Raw genomic sequence first — 25052 nt, 5'->3', positions numbered from 1 at the left:
TCCTGGCGGACCTCGCGCTGATATTCGCGATAGTCGCCCCAGCTCTGCGCGCTGGCGGCGGTGGCCGGAAGTGCGACGGCGGCCAGGGAAGCGGCCAAAACAAGGATACGCATACTCACACTCTCCTCTTCTCGCGCCCGCGACGGGCGGGCGTTTACCCGGAAGAAGCCGTGATACGCGCTCTTTCCTGAACCGTTCGGCTACGGAACGTTCACCCACGGTTCGGGAAAAGCTGAGTGGAAAGGGGCCATGTCGCCATCACGCACAGCGGGCGCAAAGTTCACGAAGTTCACGATGTCGCGGTTTTTTTCCTCTCGCACAGCGATGCACTGAATGAGTCGCCATGCCGGGCCGGAGCCTGCCGACGCACGCTGACACAGAAGACCGGCTGTAGGAAAATGGTTTTTGAACCCATTGAGGGCGCGCACGCTTTCAGTTATGTTATCCTATAACATGACAGGAGGGCCTGATGAAAAAGCGCACGATCCCGCCCTTTGCCGGAGCCGGAGAGGCGCCGATCCACGATCTCAACACGACGCCGCTGATCGACGTCATGCTGGTGCTGCTCATCATGTTCATCGTGACGATCCCGGTCACGACCCACAAGGTGCCGCTGGACCTTCCGCAGGGGCCGCCGACGACGAGCGAGCGCGTCGTGCATCGGCTGGAGTTGGACGCGGGCGGAGCCATCGCTCTCGACGGACGAGCGGTGAGCCAGGCGGAGCTGCCGGCGCTACTCGCCCCCATCGCCGCCTATCCGGCGAGCGACCTTCACCTCCGCGCGGAGGGCGCGACGCCCTACGACCGCTTCGACCATGTGCTGGCGATCGTGAAGCGCGCGGGAATCACCCGGCTTGGCATGGTCGATAACGCCCGGTTCGTGAAGGCGGTGCGTTAGACGCAGGCGGGCGCGGCGCTGGTGCCCACCCAAGGGGTTGACCCGCTTTCAGGATTGAATAGTTTTGTCGTGCCGCTCCTTCGCGGGGCGGCTTGGCGGAGGGGGGCTCTCCGACCCCTCCTGCCCTTTCAGTGGTAACTCAGAGTGGAGGAGACATATGCCATTAAAGCGAAAGGCCGTTCTGGCCGGCCTGGTCTCGCTGGTGCTGGCCGGAACCGCGGTGGCGGCGCCCGGCGCCGCGCGCCTCAACGTCATGAACGTCAGCCTGCCGGACGGTTCGGTGGCGCACATCCATTATCGAGGCGACGCGCCGCCGCGCGTAGTGATCGCCGAGGCGCCGACGCTACGCTGGTTCGTGCCTATGAGCGCTTACCGCGTCGACAGGGCGCCGTTCGCCACCTTCCGGCGGATAGCGGCCGAGATGAACCAGCGAATGGCCGCGATGATGCGGCTGATGGCGGCCGTCCCGACGATCGCGCTGGACGGCGCGCCGGGCCTCAGGCTCGCCAGCGACGGAAGCCTGCCGGGCGGAAGCTACAGATTCGTCTCGCGCAGCGTCACTCAGGGCGGCTGCACCCGCACCGTCCAGATGGCGCGGGCGGCGGGCGACGCCGAGCCCAATGTCGTCACCCGCACGTCGGGCGACTGCGATGGCGCGGCGGAAGTGGCGCCGGCGCCGGCGGTCAGCCGCACGACGATCTGATCGGCCCGTTGCCGGCTTTGGAGGCGCTGGGGTTCAACATTCCGCGCCTCTTCTTCGTGACTTCCACCTTCGCGCTACGACCGCTTCGACCATGTGCCGGCGACCGTGAAGCGCACCACGTCGGCATGGCGGACAATGCCCGGTTCGTAGAGGCGGTGCGCTGGCCTCTCAGCTTTCCGTCGGGGTGCTGAACCGAGCGAATTGCGGCAAAGCGGGATTGGCGGCTTCCCAGGACAGGCGCTCTTCGGTCCAGATCTCCATCGTGGGCGGGCAGGATTCGGGATCGTCCAATGAGGCGGTGGTGACGTCGAACAGGCCGGGACGGTTGGCGCGGGCGTAGGTGAGCGACGTCCCGCAGCGCGCGCAAAAGCCGCGCTCGATGCCCGGCGAGGATTCGTACACCGCAAGTTCGCCGGCGACGATCTCGACCTTGTCCTCCGCAAAGATCGCCCAAGCGAGCGACGGCCCCCCGGTCGCGCGCCGGCAAGATTCGCAGTGGCAGAGCGAAGTCGATTGCGGCGGGGCCGTCACTCGGTAACGGATCGCTCCGCAAAGGCAGCCGCCTGACATGTCCATCAGCCTTCCTTTTCTATCGCGCAAATGTCCCCCTACATCAGATCGCTTTTTGCTGCACTGATCGCGCCTGGGCGGATCGGGAAAGTCGCGACGGGAGCGAAACGGACTTTACTTCCCCGTCCTGCGGGAGTAGGGGCCCCGTCCCGCGCAATTCCGTGCCCGATAAGAGGAGGCCGACAATGCCACGCATCGACCATGACGACCTCCCTTGCTTTCGAGGTCACCTCCAAGCGTCGTAAGGGCTTCCCGTCCGAAACACGGGTGAAGCGCGGTCTGCGCTTCGTGCGCGGCGGAGAAAAGGAGCTGGTCGAAAAACTCGGCCGGCGCGACCCCTGCTCGTGCGGCTCCGGAAAGAGCTTTCAAGCGCTGCTGCCTTAGCACCGGCCGGTTTCGACGGCCGGGAGCGCAAGGACTATTGGCGCGACTGAGCCCGCCCCGGTCCGCACCTTCGCCAATCGCTGAAACCAGCATCCAGCCGGGCCGGTCCGGCGGGAGGATCATCATGTACGTTCGTTTCATCACGCCGTGGTGGCGTTTGCCGCGCGGCACCGACTGTGGCCTGTTCGGCCCGGCCTATGCCTGCGCGCGCGACGCGGAGGTGCCGGCCGTGTTGCGTGCGGCGCTGTGGACCGAGATCGAGTGGTTCGAGCAGAACCTGCCAGTGCCGTCGCGCTTCTGGGTGAAGTCGCGCGGCCGCTGGCTGCCCGACGGCATATGCTGGTTCGTGGACGACGCGTGCGAGATGATCGCCCGTGCATTCGCGCTGGCGGCGCTGATCGGCGAGGCGGGCGTGCCGACCCGCAAGGTCGCGACGCGCCGCCCGGGCACGATCCTGTACCGCGACCCGTGGCAGATTGTCGCAAAGCCGGAGGCGGCGACGCCGACCACCTGGCACTGAGGGCTCCGCCGCAGCCGAAAGGCTGCGGCGGTCTATCGCGATTTATGTGGCAGGCAGCTGTTACATTAGAACTACGTCGCCGTAGAGGCATAAAAGGGCGATTTGAACTGCTGCTTGTCTGTGCGAGTTTATGTCGCTTCCTGCCCCATCGTTCGTCCGAATGAGTACGCGAAGTGCCTCTACGATCTCGCCGCTACCGCTCTCGAGGCGTGATCCGCAATCATCAAACATGATGTTTAGATCATCTGCGATAATCTTCCGCAGACCTGATCCGAGCGGCAGCCCAAATCCAAAACTTGAGCCTGCGCCAAGCACTAGGACGGTGTTGTTACGCACCGTTACCAGTCAGCCTCCAACGTCCCGAGTCCTCCCAGCTACTCCGCCGCCACCCCAGCCCGCGTGAACATGTCGTCGCCGCCTTCTTCCTCGACGGTGTCGTTCGCCTTGGCCTTCTTGCGCCGGTCGAAATTGTCCCAGACCTCGCCCCAGTTCCCGCGGGTCGCGGCCTTGCTGTATTCGGTCGCGCGAGTTTCGAAGAAATTGGCGTGCTCGACGCCGTTGAGGAGCGGCGCCAGCCAGGGCAGCGGGTGGTCGTCGACCATGTAGATGGGCGTGAGGCCGAGCTGGCCGAGGCGCCAGTCGGCGATGTAGCGGATATACTTCTTGATCTCCTTGGGCGTCATGCCGGGGACGGGGCCCTGCTCGAACGCGAGATCGATGAAGGCGTCCTCGAGGCGGACCGTCTTCTGGCAGACGTCCATGATGTCCTCGCGCACCGCCTTGGTCATGCAGTCACGCTCCTTGACGAAGGCGTGGAACAGCTTGGTGATGCCCTCGCAATGGAGGCTCTCGTCGCGCACCGACCAGCTGATGATCTGGCCCATGCCCTTCATCTTGTTGAAGCGCGGGAAGTTCATCAGCATCGCGAAGCTGGCGAAGAGCTGCAAGCCCTCGGTGAAGCCGCCGAACATGGCCAATGTGCGGGCGATGTCCTCGTCGTTGTCGACGCCGAAGGTGGCGAGATAGTCGTGCTTGTCCTTCATCTCCTTATACTGGAGGAACATGCCGTATTCGCTCTCGGGCATGCCGATCGTGTCGAGAAGGTGGCTGTAGGCGGCGATGTGGACCGTCTCCATGTTGGAGAAGGCGGCGAGCATCATCTTGATCTCGGTCGGCTTGAACACGCGGCCGTACTTCTCGTGGTAGCAATCCTGCACCTCGATGTCGGCCTGGGTGAAGAAGCGGAAGATCTGGGTGAGGAGGTTGCGCTCGTGATCGGTGAGCTTCTGCGCCCAGTCGCGGCAATCCTCGCCGAGCGGCACCTCTTCCGGCATCCAGTGGATCTGCTGCTGGCGCTTCCAGAAATCGAACGCCCAGGGGTATTCGAAGGGCTTGTACTGCTTGCGGGCTTCGAGAAGGGGCATCTTACGTCTCCGTCTAATTCGTCATCCCAGCGAAGGCTGGGATCCAAGCTGTGCTGTCCGCGCCACCGCGCTGGTCGGATTCCGTCTGGACCCCGGCCTTCGCCGGGGTGACGGGGAAAAGGGGCCGTTGGCTTCGCGTCACCGCACCCTCACGATGCGGTCGCGGTAGACGATGTGGCTCTTCCTCGCGCCGACGCCCAAAAAGACGACGCCGATGAAATAGCCGAAGTCGTACCACCCGCCATTGTTCGGCACCGCATAGACGGCGACGTCCGGCATGAAGAGCGACAGGATCCAGGCGACCGGGAAGATGAAGCCGTGCCAGAGGCCGTAGAGGAAGCCCGGCGAGCCCGCCTCGACGCCCGCCGAGACCTGCGTCGCGCAGGCGGCGAGGAGGGTTAGCGCGGCGAGAGAGATCAGTGCCCGAGGCCGTTCCCCGGCGAAAGCCGGGGTCCAGTCGGACTTGCCCGCATCTGCCACAGCTTTCCGCTGGGCCCCGGCTTTCGCCGGGGGACGAGAGCTCATCATTGGCACGCTAGACACTCGTCGTAATCCGTCGACTGGAGCTCAATCTGCTTCAGGTCCGGCGTATTGTCGGCCTCGACGCCGCCCGCGAAGCCGGCGCGCTGGACGGACTTGGAGCGCAGGTAATAGAGCGACTTGATGCCGAGCTCCCAGGCGCGGAAGTGGAGCATCAAGAGGTCCCACTTGTCGACGTCGGCGGGGATGAAGAGATTGAGCGAGGTCGCCTGGTCGATGAAGGGCGTGCGATCGGCGGCGAGCTCGAGGAGCCAGCGCTGGTCGATCTCGAAGCTGGTCTTGAAGGTGTCCTTTTCCTCCGGGGTCAGGAAATCGAGATGCTGGACCGAGCCGCCCTTCTCCAGGATCGAGTTCCACACCGCGTTGCTGTCCTTGGACTTTTCCTTGAGCAGCTTTTCGAGGTGCGGGTTCTTGACGATGAAGGAGCCCGACAGCGTCTTGTGGGTGTAGATGTTGGCCGGGATCGGCTCGATGCAGGCAGAGGTGCCGCCGCAGATGATGCTGATCGACGCGGTCGGCGCGATCGCCATCTTGCAGGAAAAGCGCTCCATCACGCCCTGGTCGGCGGCGTCGGGGCAGGGCCCGCGCTCGACCGCGAGCTGCATCGACGCTTCCTGCGCCTGGGCGGCGATGTGCTTGAAGACCTTGAGGTTCCACGATTTCGCCATCGCCCCCTCGAAGGCGATGTTGCGCGCCTGGAGAAAGGAGTGGAAGCCCATGACACCGAGGCCGACCGAGCGCTCGCGGGAGGCCGAATATTTGGCGCGGGCCATCTCTTCGGGCGCGCGCTCGATATAGTCGGAGAGCACGTTGTCGAGGAAGCGCATGACGTCCTCGATGAAGACCTTGTCGCCGTTCCACTCGTCCCAGGTCTCGAGGTTGAGGCTGGAGAGGCAGCAGACGGCGGTGCGGTCGGCGCCGAGATGGTCCTTGCCGGTGGGAAGGGTGATCTCGGAGCAGAGGTTCGAGGTCGTGACCTTGAGGCCCAGGTCGCGGTGGTGCTTGGGCATCGACCGGTTCACCTGGTCGATGAAGATGATGTAGGGCTCACCAGTGGCGAGGCGCGTCTCGACCAGCTTCTGGAAGAGGGCGCGGGCGTCGACGGTGGCCCGGACGCTGTCGTCCTTGGGCGATTTCAGATCCCATTCGGCGCCCTCGCGCACCGCCTCCATGAAGGCGTCGGTGACCAAGACGCCGTGGTGGAGGTTCAAGGCCTTGCGGTTGAAGTCGCCCGAGGGTTTGCGGATTTCGAGGAACTCCTCGATCTCGGGATGCGAGATGTCGAGATAGCAGGCGGCCGAGCCGCGGCGGAGCGAGCCCTGGCTGATCGCGAGGGTGAGCGAGTCCATCACGCGGACGAAGGGGATGATGCCGCTGGTCTTGCCGTTGAGGCCGACCGGCTCGCCGATGCCGCGCACGCCGCCCCAATAGGTGCCGATGCCGCCGCCGCGCGAGGCGAGCCACACATTCTCGTTCCAGGTGCCGACGATGCCCTCCAGGCTGTCGGAGACGGAGTTCAGATAGCAGGAGATGGGAAGGCCGCGACCGGTGCCGCCATTCGACAGCACGGGCGTCGCCGGCATGAACCAGAGCTTCGAGATATAGTCATAGAGCCGCTGGGCGTGCGCGGCGTCGTCGGCATAGGCCGAGGCGACGCGAACGAAGAGGTCCTGGTACGATTCTCCGGGGAGCAGGTAACGGTCCTTCAGCGTCTCCTTGCCGAACTCGGTCAGGAGCTCGTCGCGGCCGTGATCGACCTCGACCGGATAGGGGAGCGGCTTCACGCTCTTCGAGTCTTCCGCCGCCTTTTTGGGTGCCTTCGCGTCTCTCGCCTTCGGCGCCGCATCGAGGGTTGTGGCCATGTCGTTCGTTCCCACTTCGCTGCCGCCTGAAAGGTCCATCGCATTATCCCCTGTTCTTGTTCCGTTCACCAGCGAATTAACGCCAGCTTAGGCGCTTTTCCATGGGGGCGGGGCGCTATTTTCAGCTTGTCCCCGATATCCACAGGGCACGAAAAGCCACTCCCACGAATATGGTGATCGCGGCCAGCGCCTACAACGTCTAGCGTCACCCCCTTGGTTGCGCCACTAGCCATTGTGCCTCAACTGGAATCGGATGCAAGGGCGTTCGGCAAATTTTAATCACTCATTTCGTCGCATTGGCGGATTTCCGCCGTTCCCCGCTGACAAGGCTGACGGGGCTCGGGAGGGACCTTGGATCGGGGCGCGGAAAGGACCGCGATACAAGGTTGACAACGCGTAAGTGTTGCCTTACACGTTAGTGATGGCTTACATGATAAGTGGATGGACCGCCCTTGCCGACCCGACCCGCCGCGCGATCTTCGAGCAGCTGGTCGAGCATCCGTCCTCGGTTGGTGAGCTGGCTCGGGCCTTGCCGGTCAGCCGGCCGGCGGTTTCGCAGCACCTGAAAGTCCTTAAGGAGGCCGGGTTCGTGACCGACACGCCGGCCGGCAAGCAACGCATTTACCGGGTCGATCCCGCGGGGCTGGCGGGCCTTCGCGCCGAGCTCGACCTGTTCTGGAGCAAGACGCTGACGGCCTACAAGGCGGCCGTCGAGCAACTACCGGAGGAGCCCCAATGAGCACCCATGCCGCAGACACGTCCGTGAAACACTCCATCGTGGTCGACGCGCCGATCGAGCACGCATTCAAGGTCTTCACGGAGGATTTCGGCCGCTTCAAACCCGCCGAGCACAACCTGCTCGGCGCCCCGATCGCCGAGACGGTGTTCGAGCCGCGGGTCGGTGGTCATCTTTATGACCGCGGCGTCGACGGCGGCGAGTGCCGCTGGGCACGCGTGCTGGCCTACGACCCGCCCAACCGGGTGCTCCTGAGCTGGAACATCACACCGCAATGGCGGGTCGAAACCGATCCGGACAAGACCAGCGAGTGGGAAGTGTGGTTCACCGCCGAGACGCCGAAACGGACCCGCGTCGAGATCGAGCACCGGAACCTGGAACGCCATGGCGAAGGCTGGGAAAGCGTACGCGACGGCGTTGGCGGCGACCAGGGCTGGCCGCTGTACCTGCGGCGTTTCGCCGACCTACTGGCCCGCCAGGGCTGACGGTCGGTGTCGACACGAAAAGAAAATGGGCCTTACCCGCGGGCCGCCAGCGCGGCTTGGTAGGTGGCCTGGAGGCGTTCGGCGACGGTCGGGCCTTCGTGCTCCAGAAGGAGCCCGAGATGGGCGGCGCGAAGCTCGTCCATGAAGGCGTTCCACATGTCCGGCCCGCCCTCTTCGAGCAGCCTGGCGCGGACCGACAGCTCGTGCGTCACGGGGAGGTGGCGGCGGCCCCAGGCGCCCATGACGACGAACAGCGGAAGGAGCTGGATCGCCTTTTCGGTGAGGCTGTAGATTGCCTTCTGCTTGTGGCTGGGATCGTCGGCGCGGGTGAGGAGGCCGTCCCGCGTGAGCCGTTTCAGACGGTCGGCGAGGATGTTGGAGGCGATACCTTCCTCGGATCGATTCAGCAGCTCGCGGAAATGGCGGCGGTTGCCGAACATCATGTCGCGGAGAATGATGAGGCTCCAGCGATCGCCGAGCACTTCCAGGGTAAGATTGATCGGACATCCCGACCGCATTTCAACCACGCCCACGAACCTCCTGCCGAAAAACCACTTGCAATATACAATCAGTAACGTAATACGCAACCAGTTGCAATCCACAAGCAGATGGGGAGCGGATTATGTCGAAGCTCAGAGTGGCTGCATTCACCGTCTCGATCGACGGCTATGGCGCCGGGCCGGACCAGGGGGTCGAGCATCCTCTCGGTGTGGGCGGCGAGGCTCTTCATGAGTGGATGATCCCGACGAAGACCTTTCAAGGCCTGAACGACAGGCCCGGAACGACCGGCGCGGACGACGATTTCGCGAGGCGCAGCTTCGAGAATATCGGCGCGTGGATCATGGGCCGAAACATGTTCGGGCCGGTGCGCGGCGCCTGGCTGGATGAGTCCTGGCGCGGCTGGTGGGGCGAGACGCCGCCCTATCATGTCCCAGTCTTCGTCCTCACCCACCATGCGCGCCCGCCGCTGGAGATGGACGGCGGCACGACCTTCCACTTCGTGACCGGCGGCATCCATGAGGCGCTGAAGCGCGCGCGAGAGGCAGCGGGCGGCCGCGACATCCGGATTGGCGGCGGCGTCTCGACGATCCGGCAATATCTCGAAACCGATCTCATCGACGAGATGCATCTGGCGGTGTCGCCGATCCTGCTTGGGAGCGGCGAGCCTCTTCTTGCCGGGATCGATCTCAATGCGCTGAGCTTTGAGGTGACCGAGCATGTCGCGACCGATAAAGCGATGCACGTCGTCCTCCAGAAGCGGAGATAGGCCCATGACGATCGAGCTCTTCGCCCACCCCTTCTCGTCGTACTGCCAGAAGGCGATCACGGCCTTTTACGAGAACAGCATTCCGTTCGAATTCCGGATGCTGGAGCCGGGCAGCGCGGCCTCGGATGAACTGGCGCAAATCTGGCCGATCGGCCGCTTCCCGGTGCTGCGCGAGGGCGAGCGGGTCGTGCCGGAGGCGACCAGCATCATCGAATATCTCCACGTCCATCATCCGGGCCCGGTGCGGCTGATCCCCGAGGATGCCGACGCGGGGCTGGAGGTGCGGATGCTCGACCGCTTCTTCGATAATTACATCTCGACGCCGCAGCAGAAGCTGGTGTTCGACCTGATCCGGCCGGAGGCGGAGCGCGACCCGCGCGGCGTCGCCGAGGCACGGGCGATGCTCGACAAGGCCTATGCCTGGCTGGAGACGCATATGGCGGATCGCGAATGGGCGGCGGGCGATTTCAGCCTCGCCGACTGCGCCTCCGGCCCTTTCCTCTTCTACGTAGACTGGAGCCACCCCATGGACGGCCGCTTCCCGAATGTCGCCGCCTATCGCCAGCGCCTGATGGCCCGCCCCGCCTTCAAGCGCTGCATCGAAGAGGCGCGGCCTTATCGGACGTTCTTCCCGGGCGGCGCGCCGGATCGGGATTGACCGACGTGGCGGGCCGGCGGTTCGCGCCGACTCATGACGTGACCGGCAATCTCGACGCCTGGCGGCAGGTAAAGCAGCGTGTCGAGGACAAGTTTGCTGTGAAGGAAATCGCCGCGGCCGTCATCCGGCGCTTCGCACTCGGCCCGGAAGAAGGACGGGTGAGGCGGATAAATGTCAGTGACGCGGACTCCGCGATCGATCTGTTCCAGACGGAGCCAGGCACCGTCCAAGCCTTGCGGGCCACGCGCCTTAATCTCGATCCTCGCCGGTCCGGGCCGCCGGACGACCCGCACGGACGCGCGCGCCAGATTGAGCTCGACCTCACCGCCGGCCGCGATCGGTCCCTCCCAATGCCAATCAGGCGCTTCGGCGCGGGCCGGTGCGGGAAGCGAGCAGGCGAGCGCCAGCAGAAACCACCGCTTCACGCCCGGTCAGCCCGGCAGACGAAGCCGGTATTGGCGACGAGGCGCCTCGCCCGCCTTCCGTCGGGCCCGACATCGGCGAGGCCGGCAAGGGGACAGAAAGGATCGAGCGAAAGACCGGAGAAAAGAAAGGACATGACGGCAGTTCCGTTGTGAAACCCACACGCCTTAAGCCTCGGATATTATACAGCCGCACCCCGCTGACTGCGCTCAAAGCAAGGGCGATAATCTTAACTTGATGCGCAGTCAGGGCGGTTCCGGAGAACAGCATTTCGGTTATAGAGCGTCCCGGTATCCACCAGTTGGGAAGTAGACCCGTTGACCACCATCATCCGTGAGGCGCACCTCGTCGAGAGTGTTGCCGATGCCCTTCAGTACATCTCCTACTACCATCCGATGGATTATATCCGGGCGTTGGGGGAGGCTTACGAAGCCGAGCAGTCGCCGGCGGCGAAGGATGCGATTGCGCAGACTTTGACCAACAGCCGGATGTGCGCCGAGGGGCATCGGCCGATCTGCCAGGATACGGGCATCGTCACCGTGTTCGTGAAATGGGGGCAGGATTGCCGGCTGGAGAGCGGCAAGTCGCTCCAGGAGGTGATCGATGAGGGGGTGCGGCGAGCCTATCGCCATCCGGAGAACCCGCTGCGGGCGTCGATCCTCGCCGATCCGGCGTTCGGGCGGGTCAATACGAAGGATAACACGCCCTCCGTTCTGCATGTCGAGATGGTGCCGGGCAGCAAAGTCTCGATCGACGTCGCGGCCAAGGGTGGGGGCAGCGAGAACAAGTCCAAGTTCAAGATGCTGAACCCCAGCGATTCCATCGTCGACTGGGTGCTGGAGATGGTGCCGCAGATGGGCGCGGGCTGGTGTCCGCCCGGCATGCTGGGCATCGGTATCGGCGGTTCGGCCGAGAAGGCGATGCTGCTCGCCAAGGAAAGCCTGATGGGCGCGATCGATATGGCGCAGCTTAAGGCTCGGGGTCCGCAGAGCAAGATCGAGGAGCTGCGGATCGAGCTGTTCGACAAGGTGAACGCGCTCGGCATCGGCGCGCAGGGGCTGGGTGGGCTGTCGACCATCCTTGACGTCAAGATCCTCGACTGGCCGACCCACGCGGCCTCCAAGCCGGTGGCGATGATCCCCAATTGCGCGGCCACCCGCCACGCGCATTTCACGCTGGACGGCTCAGGGCCCGCTTATCTGGAGACGCCGAACCTTGCGGACTGGCCCGACGTCAACTGGACGCCCGACCAGGCCGCGATCCGGGTCGATCTCGACACGCTCACACCGGAGGTTGTGCGGAGCTGGAAGCATGGCGACCGGCTGCTCCTCAATGGCAAGATGCTGACCGGCCGCGACGCCGCGCACAAGCGGATCAAGGACATGCTGGACCGGGGCGAGACGCTGCCGGTCGAGTTCCGCGGCCGTGTCATCTATTATGTCGGGCCCGTCGATCCGGTCGGCGAGGAAGTGGTTGGCCCGGCCGGCCCCACCACCGCCACCCGCATGGACAAGTTCACCAGCATGATGCTGGAGCAGGGCCTGCTCGCCATGGTCGGCAAGGCCGAGCGCGGCCCCATGGCGATCGATGCCATCCGCGAGCACCGCTCCGCCTATCTGATGGCCGTCGGCGGCGCCGCTTATCTCGTCGCCCGCGCGATCAAGGGCAGCAAGGTCGTCGGCTTCGAGGACCTCGGAATGGAGGCGATCTACGAGTTCGAGGTTCAGGACATGCCGGTGACCGTGGCGGTCGACAGCGAGGGGCAAAGCGTCCACCATCTGGCCCCGCTAGTGTGGCGTGAGAAGATCGCCAAGGCGAAGGCGCTGGAGGGGGCCTGAACGTCACCCCGGCGAAGGCCGGGGTCTCGTGACAATCAAGCGGTCAGCTTCTTCTGCGTGCCGTGGACCAGCTCGGTGGCGCGCTCGAAGTCCATCGGGCGGCCGAACAGATAGCCCTGGATCTGGTGGCAGCCGAGATCGCGCATACGGGTGAAGTCGTCGGCGGTCTCGACCCCTTCGGCGGTCACCGTCATGCGGAAGCTCTTGGCGAGCTGGACGATCGACTGGATGATCGCCACCGTCTCCTTGTTGGTTCCGGCCTCGCGGACGAAGCTGCCGTCGATCTTCAGCTTGTGGAAGACGGCCTTGTTCAGATAGCCCAAGGACGAATAGCCGGTGCCGAAATCGTCGAGCGCGATGCCGACGCCGAGGGCGCGAAGCCGCTTCAGAACGTCCAATGACCCGGGGGTGTCCTCGAGGAACACGCTCTCGGTCACCTCCAGCTCCAGCCGGTTGGCCTGGATGCGATAGCGCGACAGGATCCCACTGACCGTCGCGGGCAGCGCCGGCAGCACGAGCTGGCGCGCCGACAGGTTGACCGCGACCGAGATATGCTCGGGCCAGGAGGCCGCGGCGCGGCAGGCTTCTTCCAGCACCCAGTCGCCGAGATTCATGATCAGGCCGGTTTCCTCGGCGACCGGGATGAATTCGGTCGGCGGCACCACGCCTCGGGTCGGGTGGTGCCAGCGGACGAGCGCCTCGAAGCCGAGGAGGCTCTGGTCGGCGGCGCTGATCAGCGGCTGGTAGAGCAGCCGCAGCTGCCCGGCGCCGATCGCGTGGGCGAGGTCCTGCTCGATCTTCAGCTTGTGCTCGGCGACGCTCTGCATCTCAGCGTTGAAATAGCAGCAGGTGCCGCGGCCCTGGTTCTTCGCCTGGTAAAGGGCGATGTCGGCCTTCTGGATGAGGTCGTCGACGCTCTGCCCGTCGATCGGGCCGAAGGCACAGCCGATCGAAACGCCGATCCGGATCTCGACCTTGTCGATCTGATAGGGGCAGGCGACGGCGGCGATCAGCCGGTCGGCGAGATTCTCGATGACCTTGCGGCCCTGGGCGTCCTTGATGACGATGGCGAATTCGTCGCCGCCCATCCGCCCGACATGGCCGGCATCGCCCACTTCCTTGACGAGGCGCTGCGCGACGCTCTTCAGGACAGCATCGCCCTTGGGATGGCCGAACGTGTCATTGACCGGCTTGAAGCCGTCGAGATCGAGGAACAGGATCGCGCAGGGGACATTGGTCGCCTGCGCGGTCGACAGCGCCTCGCCGAGCAGCTGGCGGACGCGGCCGCGATTGGGGAGGCCCGAGAGCACGTCCATGTTGGCGAGATTGGTGAGGCGCTCTTGCGTCTTCCTGACCTCGGTGATGTCGGAGCCGACGCCGCGAAAGCCCTGGAACTGGCCGGCCATGTCGACGATCGGATCGCCGGCGAGGCTGATCCAGCGCGCGCCGCGGCGGGTGCGAAGCTCCATCTCCAGATTGGCGAAGGGCTGGCGCGCGAGCAGGGTGCGGCCGAGCGCGCTATTGCCGCCGAGGGAAGCGGGCAGCGAATGGCCGATCAACTGGCTGGTCGAGCGGCCGAGCAGCGCCGTCATCCGCGAGGAGATGTAGACCACGCGGTTCTCGCTATCGACCTGCCAGAGCCAGCCGACGCCGCGATGTTCATATTCCCGAAGCAGCAGCCGGACCGATTCCGCCTGGGTCCGGATACGGGCCATCTCCTGCAGCGCGCCATAGGTCCAGCGGGTGAGGCGGGCGATGCCCAATATGGCGATCGAAGCGAAGCCGACGATGGTCATGGCCAGCTTCGGATTGATCGACGGATTGCCGAACCAGTAAGCGAAGCAGAGCGACAAGGTCATCGTCGCGATCCAGGCGACGGCGGCGGCCGGGACCGCGGTGAGCGCGATCGCCGAGACGATCAGCGCGCCCATCGCTCCGGCGATGACGACCTGGATTCCCGGCGGGTTCATGGCGAAGGAATAGACGGGCAGCGACGACCAGATGGCGGCCAGGCAGACCGCCTCGACCACCGGCCGCAATTCTGCCGCGGCCCGAACGCTGCGGCTTCCGGCCGCCGAGCCGGCCTCCACCGCGCGGCGGTAGGTCCACCAATGGGCGAAGACGACGGCGCCCAGCCACGGTATGATGCGCGTCAGATCGCCATGGTCCAGCATCGCCCAGGCAACGAGCAAGGCCGCGCCGACGCCGGCGAGCGCGAAATAGGATGCGAACAAGGCCGTCGCTTCGGCCTGGCCGTTGTGAAGATGCGCCCGTCGCAGACGCTCGTTGCTATCGTCGCAGGGAAGCTCCGCTTCCGGCATTTCGGCCGGTGCGGACTCGCCGGCGGATGCATCTGCGGAAACAGGAGCGTTGTACATGGACATCCGGGCCAGCTGACGGGAGCGATTGTCCTAACCGCAGAGTTTTGATGGAGTATTAAGAACGGCCCGGGTTTCGACGCCCGAACCGCCCCGGGCGGGCGTGGTAACGTTTGCCTAAATGATTGAAATTAAGTGATAATATTCCATAGGATCGCCTGCGTAACATTCGCGCTGGGTCGGTTGACGCCTGGTGGGGAAGGGGCTGGCGGAGGAAGGGGCCGGGTCGGCGACCCCGCCGCTCAGTTCGCCGCCCCGGCCTCGGCGGCCTCATCGCCCGATTCTTCGCTCAGGATCTGATCGACCGTTCCGGTGGTGACCGAATGATAGGCCGGGCGCGCCTTGGCGTAGATGCGGGTCGCGATCGGGCGGCCCCATTCGCCTTGCGCGACCAGGGATTCGAACAGGGGCGCGACGAACTTGCGCCGGCCCTGGGTGGTGAGGAAGCGCTCGAGCGCGGGCACGGCCGGCTGGTAGCGGTTGGCGATCGCCAGCTGCAGCCAGGCGAACAGCACTTCGCTGTTGGTCGATTTCGACAGGCCGAAGGCGGTGTCGAGGGCTGTCAGTCGCTCGGTGGGAAGCTCGCGCGGCAGGGCGTTCAGGAAGCGCACCCGCTCGGCATAGTTCCATTTGGGGAAGGCGAGCGACGCCGCCGGAGAGCCGAGCGCGAAGCCCTGCGCCGCCTGGTCGACCGCGCGGAAGCTTTCCGACCGCACGACCACAGCATTGCCCGGAAGCCCGGGTTCATAGACCCACTCGTCCAACCGAAGCCTTTCCTCCAGCGCCTCGTCGCCCTGGATCAGGTGCTGGCGCAGATCGGCCAGGAACAGCGCGCTGGTGATCGGCTGGAAGGCGTGACGGTCGAAATAGCCGCGCAGCCACTGGTCGAAGCGCTGACGGCCCACAGCCCTATCGATGGTGCGCAGGAAAGCCGCGCCCTTGTCGTAGGCGATAGAGCTCATCCCTTCGTCGGGATCCCGATCGGCGAGATCGAGATGGAGCCGGGTCGACGGCGAATCGACGCCCGCCTCCCGGATCGCGGCTTCCAGCTCCTCCCAGCCGAGCTCGATTAGCTGGGCGGCTCGTTCGCGGCCGTACACCTCCTCCATGATCCGGCTCTCGATATAGGTGGTGACGCCCTCGTTCAGCCAGAAATCCGCCCAGGTCGCGTTGGTGACGAGATTGCCCGACCAGCTATGGGCCAGCTCGTGCGCGATCAGCGAGACGAGGCTCTTGTCGCCGGCGAGGATGGTAGGCGTCAGGAAGGTGAGCCGCGGATTTTCCATCCCGCCGAAGGGGAAAGCCGGCGGCAGCACGATCATGTCGTAGCGCCCCCACTGATAAGGCCCGTAGAGCCGTTCGGCCGCCTCGACCATCTTCTCCGTGTCGACGAGCTCGTTGGCGGCCGCCTTCAGCATCGATGGCTCGGCATAGACGCCGGTGCGAGGGCCCAGCGACTGGAAGGCGATGTCGCCGACGGCGAGCGCGATGAGGTAGGGCGCGACCGGCTTGTCCATCTTGAAATGGAACGCGCGGCCACCTTCCACTTCCTCGCCTTCGGGCATCAGGTTCTGCGCGCTCATCACCGCCTTCAAGGGAGCCGGCACGACGATCCGGGCCTCCCAGGTCTGACGGATGCCGGGGCTGTCCTGGGTCGGAATCCACGTGCGGTTGAGGATCGCCTGGCCCTGGCTGAACAGGAACGGATATTTCTTGCCCGACGTCTGCTCGGGCGCCAGCCATTGCAGCGCCGCGGCATCGGGCGCGCTCCGGTAGGTGACTCGGATCTGTTTGGCGCCATTCAGCTGGACGGTGAGCGGCGCGCCCAGATTCTCGTCGGCGGCGCCGAGCTTCCAGGGGAGCATCTGGCCCTGGCCGTTGGTAACCGACCGCACGTCCAGGCCCTTGGTGTCGAGCACGATCTCGCGCGCGCCCTCGGCCGCCTGGATGTCGAGCGTCGCGGTGCCGCCGATCCTTTTCGCATCGAAGTCGGTGACGAGGTCGAGCGCGACATGGGTCACGCGGGCGATCTCCGGCCGGGCGTAGCTGTGGACGTCCTTCGCATCCTCGGTCGTCAGGATCGGTGCGACCATCCGCTCGTCGGACGCCACCGGCGGCGCGTCGGCCTGCTTTTCCGAGGAGCAGGCGGCGAGGAGGAGGGTAGCCGCGGCGAAGGCCGCTCCGAGAGTACGCGGAAGGGAGAAATGCAACACGGGCGCGGGTCCAATGGCAGCCGAAGGGGTCGGCGCGACGCTAACCGCCCGGCGCGTCGGGGGCAAGGCCGGGCGCCAGATCGGCACGCTACGGCCGCGTGTCCCCTCTGCTGCACGGCCCGCCTTCGCGGCCGGAACGAGAGCCGTCCTTTCCCGTTGATTCACCTTCAGCCCATTCAGCGAAGAGGAGCCCCAAATGGACATCATCCGCCATCTCGAACACGACCATAAGCAGATCCATTCGCTGGGCGAGGACATCGCCAGGAGCGGCGACGGCGCCGATGTCGGCGGCCGCGACAATCAGTTCGACCTTTTCGACCTTCAGCTCCGCCGCCACCTCGCGGTGATCGAGGAAGTATTCTTCACGCCGCTCAAGAAGAGAGAGGATGCGAAGACGGCCGTCGGCGACATAAAGACCCTCCACAAGGAGCTTCGCAAATCCTTATCCGCCCTCGACCGGCCGGACAAAAGCAGCCATGAATGGACCGCCGAGTTCCGCAATACTCTCGAACGGTTCGACGTCATCGCCAAGCGCCATCAGGCGATCGCGGCCCAGTGTGAGGCGGCCGAGCCCGACGTCGCCGACCAATATGAGCAAGCCAAGGTGAGGCGCCTGCAAGGTGGCCACTGGAGCTGGAACAAGGTGGGAATGGGTGTCGCGGGTGTCGCTGGAGCGGCTGCCGTGGCGGGCGCGGCCTATGCCGCCAACCGCTGGTACAACAGCGGCCGGCGCCGCCACGGCCGCGCTGAGGACGATTTCGAGCTCCGCCTCGAGACGGACGAAAATCTCCGCCTCATTTCGTCGAAGAAGGTCGAAGGCACGCCGGTCGTCGGGCGCGACGGCGAGCGGCTCGGGACGATCGTCAACTTCATGGTCGACAAATATTCCGGCCGCGTCGCCTATGCGGTGATGAGCTTCGGCGGCACGATGGGCTTCGGCGCCAGCCTGTTCCCACTGCCTTGGCCTCTGCTCGACTATGACGAGGAAAAGGACGGCTACGGCCTCGACATTTCCAAGGACGAACTTGCCGTCGCGCCGCGCTTCGAGGCTGGTGATGAGCCCGAGTTCACGCCCGAATATCGTCGTCGGATCCTGATCTTCTATCGTCCCTCCGACCTCACGGCGTCGGTTGCGGTCACGGAAGGCCGATCGGCGATCGGAGGCGCCGAGCGGAAGGAGAGGGCGGAGACCAAAACGGCCGAAAGCCGCAAGGCCGATACGACGGCAGCCTAGGCAAATGTCTCTCGGCCTGGGGTCGGCAACCAGGATGAGGCCGTGACGGCGAGACAGGCAAGGCGAGATCAGCCGGCGCTCGTTCCGTCGCGAGCGCCGGGGCGACTATCGCCGCGAACGCCGCGAGGAGCGTCCTGAGTTCCGGCGGGACGGTCGCGACTGGTGGGATTGATCTTCCCGATTGGCCGAAAGGGCGGGAGCGATCCCGCCCTTTTTCGTTCGCGCAACGTTTTTCCGGAACGGCGTCCCTGCAGCCGGCGTTGATTCGATAAGTCCATCGAAGGCCTAGAAAGGAGCTTCGCATGCACCGCCTGTCCCCGATCCGGCGCCGATCCTCGATCAGGCTTGCTCCGCTTGCCGCCCTCATGCTTTTCGCGTGCGCGACGCCCACTCCCTATCAACCGCTTGGCACGCGGGGGACGGGTGCGAGCGGTGGCTACGCCAGCCAGCAGATCGAGCAGAACCGTTTCCGCGTCAGCTTTTCCGGCAATCAGCTCACCTCGCGCGAGCGGGTCGAGAACTATCTTCTCTTCCGCGCCGCCGAGCTGACCGTGCAGAACGGCTATGACGGTTTCACCATTGTCAGGCGCGACACCGACCGCGACGTCGACACGCGCGTCCGCACCGATCCCTTCAGGCCCGGAGCCTTTGGCTATTGGGCGCCTTCCTGGCGCTATTACGGCCCCTATGGCTGGCGGGGATGGAATCCCTGGTTCGGCCGTCCCTTCTTCACCAGCACCGTCGATATCGACACCATCGAACGCTATGAGGCGATGGCCGAGATCGTCATGTTCCGGGGCACGCGGGCGAACGATCCGATGAGCTTCGACGCGCGCGCGGTGATGGCCAACTTGGGTCCGACGATCGAGCTGCCGAGCTGAGGCGCCTACCCTCTGTTAACGCTCCAAGCCTAGAATGACGGAAGATCAGCGGCTCATGGGGCGACGAGATGGCGGATGCCGGCAACAAGGAAGGACCGTCTTCGGTGCACGGCACCGTCGGGCTGGCCGACGAGAATGCGCTGCTCCGCGCATCGCTCGCCGAAATGCGCGAGCGGGTGGGCGAGCTTGAGCAGCGCGACGACTGCGACACGCTGACGCCGCTCCCCAATCGCCGCCGCTTTCTCGCCGAGCTGGGGCGGGTGGCTAGCCATACAAGCCGCCACGGCACGCCCGCGGCACTTCTCCAGATCGAGCTCGATAACCTGAAGGCGATCAACGACCGCCACGGCCGCCTGGCCGGCGATGCGGCGCTCATCCACGCAGCGAAGATCTTGAGCGGACTCATCCGTTCGACGGACATCCTTGCCCGCGTGGGGGGCAACGAGTTCGGCCTCATCCTCGACCATCTCGACCATAACAGCGCGATTGAGACCGCCGAACGGCTTGTCCGATGCATCACGGCCGACCCGCTGGACCTCGGCGGCGCGGTGGTCGCCATCGAAGTGTCGATCGGCGTCGCCACCATCCTTCCCGGCGACGACGCCAACGGCGTGATACGCAGGGCCGACCATAATCTGCGCGCGGCGAAGGAGGAACGCGTCCCCTCCTCGTAGGAGGGCTCAGCGATCCTTCAGATAGTAGCGCTCGCGGGCCGCGAGGCTGTCGTCCAGCTCGTAGATGATCGGCTGGCCGGTGGGGATTTCGAGGCCGGTGATCTCATCGTCCGGAATGTTCGACAGGTGCTTGACCAAAGCCCGGAGCGAATTGCCGTGGGCGGAGATGAGCACCCGCTCGCCCGCCTTCAGCGCCGGCGCGATCCGCTCGTCCCAATAGGGGAGGACGCGCGCGATGGTGTTCTTGAGGCTCTCGGTCCGCGGGACCTCCAGGCCGGCGTAGCGGCGGTCCTGCCCCACATCATATTTACTGCCCGGCTCCAGCGGCGGCGGCGGGATGTCGAAGGAGCGGCGCCAGATATGGACCTGCTCGTCGCCGACCTTCTCCCGCATCTCCTGCTTGTCGAGACCGGTGAGCCCGCCATAATGGCGCTCGTTCAGACGCCAGTGCTTTTCGACCGGAAGCCACAGCCGCCCCATCGCCTCCAGCGCGAGGTGGAGCGTCTTGATGGCGCGGGTCTGGACGGAGGTGAAGCAGAGGTCGAAGTCGAGTCCCCTGGCGGCCATCAGCTCGCCGGCCTCTTTCGCTTCCCTGGCGCCGAGATCGGTCAGGTCGACGTCCCACCAGCCGGTGAAACGGTTCTCGAGATTCCACGCCGACTGGCCGTGGCGGATCAATACGAGCCTCGGCATGTCAGCGGCGCTTCGGCAGCTCATCGATGATCGCGTGGAGCGCATCGAGGCACGAGCGGCCGAGGGCGCGGCTGCGTTCGGGCGACCAGCCATGGTCCGGATCGGGCAGGTCGTCATTGTCCTTGAACGGCATCTCCAGCGTCATCGACACCGCGCCGAAACGCTCGGCGAGTTGGGCGGTGGACATGGAAAGGTTCGCCCGACCGGGGGCGGGTATCTCATAGCCCTTCTCGGTCTGGAAATCGGGCGAGAGCCTGACCAGCGTCTCGCTGAAGCGGTCGAACAGGTCCTGCTGCGCCTGCCTGAACGAGGGGATGCCCTCGAAGCCGGCGAGGAAATTGGCGGCGATCGCCTCGTCCCCATGGATATCCATCGCGAAATCGACGCCGGTTTTGTCCATCTCTCCCAGGACATGGAGCACCTCCGGGCTCTTCTCCGCGCTCGGTTCGTGCCATTCGCGGTTGAGATTGGTGCCGACGGCATTGGTGCGCAAATGGCCGCGACTCGACCCGTCCGGATTCATGTTGGGAACGACGTGGAAGGTCGCCTTCTGGCGGAGGCGGCGCGAGACGGGGTCGTCGTCGTCGAGCAGCTTCTCGAGTGCGCCTTCCATCCACCATTCGGCCATCGTCTCACCGGGATGCTGGCGGGCGTAGAGCCAGATGGAAAGTTCGCCCTCGCCGATGCGGAAATAGTCGAGCTCCTGTCCGTCGAGCGTCTGGCCGAGCGACCTGTATTCGACATCGGGGTAGGCGGCGACGGAGGCGACGAGATCGTGGTGCCGCTCCATCGTATAAGGCGCGAAATAGGCGAACCAGACGCTGTCCGAGGCCGGCGTCACCTTGATGGTGAGGACGCCATTATTGTAGCTCGTTTCGGCCTGCTCCCAATATTCGCGGTCGTAGGAGAGGCGCGCGCGGTAGTTTTTCCAACCGTGGGGATAGGCGGAATCGCCGCAATTGAGCAGCCTGAGCTCGACGGGCTTGCCGCCGGCGCCGGTCAGCCGGAAATAGAACCATTGGTAGAAATCGGACTGGTGATCCTTCGTGATTTCAAGGTCGATACGGTCGCCTTCTATGGCGACCAGATGGATGTTGCCGCCATCGAAGGCGCTCGAAATGCTATAGGTCATTCGACCCTGATAGTGCGGCCCGACTCGCCGGGGAAGTCCCGAAACAGCGCTTCGGCGAGCTTTTGGGTGGCGAAAGCGGGCTGTGCCTGCGGGCTGCCGACGCAGGCTTCGGTGACGGCGCGGCCCTCCCAGAAGACGGTGCCTTCGGAGCGGCGCTTGATCCTGACCTCCATCAAGGTGCCGACGACTTCGCACGATCCGCCACCCAGCAGGCTGTCGAGGCCGAGGCCGACGCCCACGCCTACACCGCTGCTCCAGCCACCCGTATGGCCACCGACGCCGACGCTGACCGGGGAGCGCCGCTGCAGCGTCTCCCGAGTGCCGCGATCGACATGGACGGTCGCGACCTGCTCGGACTGGCCGACAGTGCCCACCACCGTCCAGCCCAGCCGCGCCAGCTCCCGCGCGACCGACGCCGCATGGGTCCTGAATTCGATCGATCCCGCCGCCGCCGGATTGATCGGCTCGACGACGATCTGGCCGCGGGCGATGGGCTGCTGGCCGAGGTGGAAGCGGGTGACTTCGACGCCGCGCGATGCCGGATTGGAGGCGCACGCGGCCAGCGAGGCGACAAAAGCGAGCGCGCAGGCGCGGGAGAAAAGGGCTTTCATTACATCACCTCGTCGTTATGCGGCGTCATATGGGGTCTGAAACGATCCTGACGGGTTTTTGCTGCAACTGGAAGCCTTTGGAGACAGGCGGGAATGAGCGAACGAAGGAATAAAGTTCCGGTCCTCGTGACGGGCGGCGGGGGCTATATCGGCAGCCATGCGGTGCTGGCGCTACTCGACGCCGGCTGGCCTGTGGTGGTGGTCGACAATCTCACGACCGGCTTTCGTTGGGCCGTGCCGGACGCGGCCGTGTTTGTCGAAGGCGACATAGCCGACCAGCCGCTCCTCGCCCGCCTGATCGAGAAGCACGGCATCCAGGCTATCATCCATTTCGCCGGATCGATCATCGTGCCGGAGTCGGTCGAAAACCCGCTCAAATATTATGAGAACAACACGGTGAAGAGCCGCTCGCTTATCGAAAGCGCGGTGAAGGGCGGCGTCAGGCATTTCATCTTCTCCTCGACCGCCGCGACCTATGGCATTCCGGAGCAGGTGCCGGTGCGCGAAGACGCCCGCACCCAGCCGATCAATCCTTATGGCTGGTCGAAGCTGATGACCGAGCGGATGCTGGCCGATACGGCCGCCGCCCATCCGATGAACTTCTGCGCGCTGCGCTATTTCAACGTCGCCGGCGCCGATCCGAAGGGTCGCTCCGGCCAGTCCACCGCCGGTGCCACGCATCTGATCAAGGTCGCCGTAGAGGCCGCGATCGGCAAGCGCGGCCACGTCTCCGTCTACGGCACCGATTACGACACGCCCGACGGAACCGGGGTGCGCGACTATATCCATGTCAGCGACCTCGCCGCCGCCCATATCAATGCGCTGGAAAAGCTGATCGCCGATCCCGGCACGTCGCACACGCTCAACTGCGGCTATGGCCGCGGCTTTTCCGTGCTGGAGGTCCTCGACGCCGTCGACCGCGTCACCAATTTGAAGCTCGACCGCCGCCTCGAACCCCGTCGTCCCGGCGACCCCGACGCGCTGGTGGCGGACAACGGGCGCATTCTTGGCACTCTTCCCTGGCGTCCCCGGCGCGACGACCTTGACATGATCGTCGCCGACGCGCTGGCCTGGGAACGAAGGCTGGCGGAGCGGGATCGCGGCCCGTCGGGAGCGGCGGGTTAATCCTTCCTTTCCGATGAGGCATTAGCGTCTAAGTCTGACCGGAGTCCGGGGGGTCTGATCGTGTTTGAGCGCCTGTTGTTCGTTGCCGCGCTGTTGCTCGCTTCGCGGGCGGCCGAGGCACGTCCGCAAGAGCCGCTCCAGCCCTTGAAGGATCGATACTGCCACGCGGTCACGGCCGCCACGGACCCCATAGTGGCTCCCGCGCCTTCACGGTTTACCTGCGGCGGCGAGCCGAGCGGCTATGAGGACGGACGGCTCTGGCTGAGCGCCGAGGTTCATCCGGACGACGTAGCCGGCGAGGGCGCCACCCTTCTCGTCCACCAGACGCGGTTCGAACGGCTCGACATAATGTTCGGCTATGCCGACGGGTCGGTGATCCGGCACCGGGTCCGGGCCGGAGACTTCGGCTCCTACTGGCGGGTCGGCGGACAGCTGGCCTTCAGCGCGCCCTATCGCGGGGCGCCGCTCGCGTCGGTGAAGCTCGGCATCGACGGGCTGGACGATTATTCGCTGCTCCGCACCCGCCTGCTTCCCGCCGGTGCCGCCGCTCGCGATGCCGCCCTCGCGGCAAGCCTTATCGGCGGCGCGCTGACCCTGCTCCTGCTCAGCAGCTGCTATAACCTGCTGCTGGCCCGGGCGTCCCGCCAGTCCTATGTCGTGTGGCATTCGGCCTGGGTGGCGACGGTGCTCGTCTGGGCCCTGCTCTGGTCGCAGCTTGCGCTGCTGGCGCTACCCATTCTCGCGGGGACGGCGACGGCTAGGCTCTGCACCATGCTGGCGACGCTGGCGATCGCTTTCGCCGCTACCTGCGCCGCGACCTGCCCGGAGGCGGGCTCCACCCCGTGTTGGCTGAGGCGCCTCGTCCTGGCGCTGGGCTGGGGCGTCGCGTTGATGGGGGCGCCCGTCGCCTTCGGTCCAGCAGCCATGATCGATGCGATCGGACCAGTGCTCGGCGTCACGGTTCTCGCCGTGCTGGCGGCCGTCACCCTGATGATCGGCCTCGCCTGGCGAAGGGGGTGCCGCGAGGCGCGATCCTTCTTCCTCGCCTGGGCGATCCCGATGGCGGTGCTGGCCGCGACGCAACTGTTCGACATGGGAACGAGCCTGTTCGGCGGCGGTCCGCAGATCGCGGTGCTGCTGGCATCGGCGCTCCAGACCGTTTGGCTTTCCATCGCGACGACCTTGCACCTCTCCCGATTCCGCGCCGAACGGGATACGGCGCGCGCGGCCCAGGCGGAACTACGCGAACTGGCCGAGCGCGATCCCCTGACCGGCCTCCTCAACCGCCGGGGCTTCGTCGATCGCACCGAGACGGCTCTCGCCGGTGCCGGGCACAGCTTCGGGCTGCTCCTGATCGACGTCGATCATTTCAAGGCGATCAACGATCGATACGGTCATGACGCCGGGGACCGGGTGCTTCGGCGGCTGGCGGATCGCCTCGGCGAGCTGGCCGGCTCGACCGTCCACGCCGCCCGCCTAGGCGGCGAGGAATTCGCGCTGGGCGTCACCGGCCTGGCGCTGCCCGACCTTGTCGACTTCGCAGAAAAGGTTCGGATCAGCCTTGGCAGCCTGGCGCTCGCCGATCTCATCGGCGAGGAAGGAAGGCTGAGCGTCAGCATCGGCGTCGCCGAGGCGGTCGGCCGGTCGAGCTTCCGGACCGTCTACCGGCTCGCCGACCAGGCGCTCTATGCCGCCAAGAATGCCGGCCGCGACCGTGTGGCGTGCGGCCACCTCGGCCGCATGGACAAGCCGGAGCGCCGGATGAAGGCCGCCTAGCTTGCGCTTGCCTCTTCGCGCCGGCTC

The 25052-nt window shown here is 65.5% G+C and carries 26 protein-coding genes; 14 read left to right on the top strand and 12 right to left on the bottom strand.

Going from position 1 to position 25052, the window contains the following annotated elements; genetic code table 11:
• Positions 1-469 precede the first annotated feature (469 nt).
• Together VIR62_RS14880 and VIR62_RS14875 are read left to right on the top strand one after the other, a co-directional pair.
• Positions 470-898 (top strand): ExbD/TolR family protein, encoded by a 429-nt coding sequence (locus VIR62_RS14880; RefSeq protein ID WP_431872529.1) that lies wholly within the window; start codon positions 470-472, stop codon positions 896-898.
• Positions 899-1055: 157 nt separating this feature from the next.
• Positions 1056-1601: a hypothetical protein gene (locus tag VIR62_RS14875; protein WP_431872528.1), complete on the top strand. Its 546-nt coding sequence runs from the start codon at positions 1056-1058 to the stop codon at positions 1599-1601.
• Between the two features lie 168 nt (positions 1602-1769).
• Here VIR62_RS14875 and VIR62_RS14870 read toward each other — a convergent pair whose 3' ends face one another.
• Entirely contained in the window at positions 1770-2177 is a 408-nt protein-coding gene (locus VIR62_RS14870) for a GFA family protein (protein WP_431872527.1), read from the bottom strand.
• A 195-nt stretch (positions 2178-2372) separates the two neighbouring features.
• On the opposite strand from VIR62_RS14870, the gene VIR62_RS14865 reads away from it, so the two are divergent.
• Positions 2373-2555, top strand: coding sequence for a hypothetical protein (locus VIR62_RS14865; RefSeq protein WP_431872526.1), 183 nt, complete (start codon positions 2373-2375; stop codon positions 2553-2555).
• Positions 2556-2679: 124 nt separating this feature from the next.
• Positions 2680-3075, top strand: coding sequence for a hypothetical protein (locus VIR62_RS14860; RefSeq protein ID WP_431872524.1), 396 nt, complete (start codon positions 2680-2682; stop codon positions 3073-3075).
• 374 nt (positions 3076-3449) lie between these two features.
• On the opposite strand, the gene VIR62_RS14855 is transcribed toward VIR62_RS14860, so the two are convergent.
• The 3 genes from VIR62_RS14855 to VIR62_RS14845 all read right to left on the bottom strand — a co-directional run bounded on the left by VIR62_RS14855 (position 3450) and on the right by VIR62_RS14845 (position 6940).
• The gene (locus VIR62_RS14855) at positions 3450-4499 is read right to left on the bottom strand and encodes a ribonucleotide-diphosphate reductase subunit beta (protein WP_431872523.1); all 1050 of its coding nucleotides are present in this window, start codon (positions 4497-4499) and stop codon (positions 3450-3452) included.
• 138 nt (positions 4500-4637) lie between these two features.
• Positions 4638-4979 carry a hypothetical protein gene (locus tag VIR62_RS14850; RefSeq protein WP_431872522.1) on the bottom strand — a complete coding sequence of 114 codons (342 nt, stop codon included), beginning with the start codon at positions 4977-4979 and terminating at the stop codon, positions 4638-4640.
• 44 nt (positions 4980-5023) lie between these two features.
• On the bottom strand, positions 5024-6940 hold the full coding sequence (locus VIR62_RS14845) for a ribonucleoside-diphosphate reductase subunit alpha (RefSeq protein ID WP_431872520.1): 1917 nt from the start codon (positions 6938-6940) through the stop codon (positions 5024-5026).
• Positions 6941-7331: 391 nt separating this feature from the next.
• On the opposite strand from VIR62_RS14845, the gene VIR62_RS14840 reads away from it, so the two are divergent.
• Positions 7332-7640, top strand: a complete 309-nt coding sequence (locus VIR62_RS14840) for an ArsR/SmtB family transcription factor (protein ID WP_431872518.1) — start codon at positions 7332-7334, stop codon at positions 7638-7640.
• Complete coding sequence (locus VIR62_RS14835; RefSeq protein ID WP_431872517.1) at positions 7637-8122, top strand: SRPBCC family protein; 486 nt, start codon at positions 7637-7639, stop codon at positions 8120-8122. Before VIR62_RS14840 ends, VIR62_RS14835 begins: the two co-directional genes overlap by 4 nt.
• A 32-nt stretch (positions 8123-8154) precedes the next feature.
• On the opposite strand, the gene VIR62_RS14830 is transcribed toward VIR62_RS14835, so the two are convergent.
• On the bottom strand, positions 8155-8655 hold the full coding sequence (locus VIR62_RS14830; protein WP_431872515.1) for a winged helix-turn-helix transcriptional regulator: 501 nt from the start codon (positions 8653-8655) through the stop codon (positions 8155-8157).
• A gap of 89 nt (positions 8656-8744) precedes the next feature.
• Between VIR62_RS14830 and VIR62_RS14825 the strand changes: the two genes are divergently transcribed.
• A complete protein-coding gene (locus VIR62_RS14825) occupies positions 8745-9389 on the top strand; it encodes a dihydrofolate reductase family protein (RefSeq protein WP_431872514.1) in 645 nt (214 codons plus the stop codon).
• Between the two features lie 4 nt (positions 9390-9393).
• Positions 9394-10047 (top strand): glutathione S-transferase family protein, encoded by a 654-nt coding sequence (locus VIR62_RS14820; RefSeq protein ID WP_431872512.1) that lies wholly within the window; start codon positions 9394-9396, stop codon positions 10045-10047.
• Here VIR62_RS14820 and VIR62_RS14815 read toward each other — a convergent pair.
• Both VIR62_RS14815 and VIR62_RS14810 read right to left on the bottom strand, forming a co-directional pair.
• Positions 10005-10472 carry a hypothetical protein gene (locus VIR62_RS14815; RefSeq protein WP_431872511.1) on the bottom strand — a complete coding sequence of 156 codons (468 nt, stop codon included), beginning with the start codon at positions 10470-10472 and terminating at the stop codon, positions 10005-10007. The two genes, VIR62_RS14820 and VIR62_RS14815, sit on opposite strands and share 43 nt — an antisense overlap.
• The gene (locus tag VIR62_RS14810; protein ID WP_431872510.1) at positions 10469-10606 is read right to left on the bottom strand and encodes a hypothetical protein; all 138 of its coding nucleotides are present in this window, start codon (positions 10604-10606) and stop codon (positions 10469-10471) included. Before VIR62_RS14810 ends, VIR62_RS14815 begins: the two co-directional genes overlap by 4 nt.
• Before the next feature lie 181 nt (positions 10607-10787).
• Between VIR62_RS14810 and VIR62_RS14805 the strand changes: the two genes are divergently transcribed.
• A complete protein-coding gene (locus tag VIR62_RS14805) occupies positions 10788-12308 on the top strand; it encodes a fumarate hydratase (protein ID WP_431872508.1) in 1521 nt (506 codons plus the stop codon).
• Between the two features lie 35 nt (positions 12309-12343).
• Here the strand turns inward: VIR62_RS14805 and VIR62_RS14800 are convergent, their stop codons facing one another.
• The gene (locus VIR62_RS14800) at positions 12344-14686 is read right to left on the bottom strand and encodes a putative bifunctional diguanylate cyclase/phosphodiesterase (RefSeq protein ID WP_431872506.1); all 2343 of its coding nucleotides are present in this window, start codon (positions 14684-14686) and stop codon (positions 12344-12346) included.
• 242 nt (positions 14687-14928) lie between these two features.
• Positions 14929-16899 carry a M1 family metallopeptidase gene (locus VIR62_RS14795; RefSeq protein WP_431872504.1) on the bottom strand — a complete coding sequence of 657 codons (1971 nt, stop codon included), beginning with the start codon at positions 16897-16899 and terminating at the stop codon, positions 14929-14931.
• 196 nt (positions 16900-17095) lie between these two features.
• Here VIR62_RS14795 and VIR62_RS14790 point away from each other — a divergent pair, with 196 nt between their 5' ends.
• From VIR62_RS14790 to VIR62_RS14780, 3 genes are all read left to right on the top strand, one after another.
• Positions 17096-18133 carry a PRC-barrel domain-containing protein gene (locus VIR62_RS14790; RefSeq protein WP_431872502.1) on the top strand — a complete coding sequence of 346 codons (1038 nt, stop codon included), beginning with the start codon at positions 17096-17098 and terminating at the stop codon, positions 18131-18133.
• Between the two features lie 302 nt (positions 18134-18435).
• A complete protein-coding gene (locus tag VIR62_RS14785) occupies positions 18436-19014 on the top strand; it encodes a CC0125/CC1285 family lipoprotein (RefSeq protein ID WP_431872501.1) in 579 nt (192 codons plus the stop codon).
• A gap of 68 nt (positions 19015-19082) precedes the next feature.
• Positions 19083-19688 carry a GGDEF domain-containing protein gene (locus VIR62_RS14780; RefSeq protein WP_431872499.1) on the top strand — a complete coding sequence of 202 codons (606 nt, stop codon included), beginning with the start codon at positions 19083-19085 and terminating at the stop codon, positions 19686-19688.
• Between the two features lie 6 nt (positions 19689-19694).
• On the opposite strand, the gene gpmA is transcribed toward VIR62_RS14780, so the two are convergent.
• Genes gpmA through VIR62_RS14765 form a run of 3 tightly spaced genes read right to left on the bottom strand, consistent with a single transcriptional unit; the run spans position 19695 to position 22124 of the window.
• A complete protein-coding gene (gpmA, locus tag VIR62_RS14775; protein WP_431872498.1) occupies positions 19695-20381 on the bottom strand; it encodes a 2,3-diphosphoglycerate-dependent phosphoglycerate mutase in 687 nt (228 codons plus the stop codon).
• A 1-nt stretch (position 20382) separates the two neighbouring features.
• Positions 20383-21513: a M14 family metallopeptidase gene (locus VIR62_RS14770; protein WP_431872496.1), complete on the bottom strand. Its 1131-nt coding sequence runs from the start codon at positions 21511-21513 to the stop codon at positions 20383-20385.
• On the bottom strand, positions 21510-22124 hold the full coding sequence (locus tag VIR62_RS14765; protein ID WP_431872495.1) for a DUF4136 domain-containing protein: 615 nt from the start codon (positions 22122-22124) through the stop codon (positions 21510-21512). Before VIR62_RS14765 ends, VIR62_RS14770 begins: the two co-directional genes overlap by 4 nt.
• 93 nt (positions 22125-22217) lie before the next feature.
• Here VIR62_RS14765 and galE point away from each other — a divergent pair, with 93 nt between their 5' ends.
• Together galE and VIR62_RS14755 are read left to right on the top strand one after the other, a co-directional pair.
• The gene (gene galE, locus VIR62_RS14760; protein WP_431872493.1) at positions 22218-23249 is read left to right on the top strand and encodes a UDP-glucose 4-epimerase GalE; all 1032 of its coding nucleotides are present in this window, start codon (positions 22218-22220) and stop codon (positions 23247-23249) included.
• A 60-nt stretch (positions 23250-23309) separates the two neighbouring features.
• Positions 23310-25025, top strand: coding sequence for a diguanylate cyclase domain-containing protein (locus tag VIR62_RS14755; RefSeq protein ID WP_431872491.1), 1716 nt, complete (start codon positions 23310-23312; stop codon positions 25023-25025).
• The last annotated feature ends 27 nt before the right edge of the window (positions 25026-25052 follow it).

Source organism: Allosphingosinicella sp. (assembly GCF_036570505.1).
In the GTDB taxonomy this organism is placed as follows: domain Bacteria; phylum Pseudomonadota; class Alphaproteobacteria; order Sphingomonadales; family Sphingomonadaceae; genus Allosphingosinicella.
Note: the sequence above shows the minus strand (reverse complement) of the source record. Positions and strands in the feature narration are given on the sequence as shown.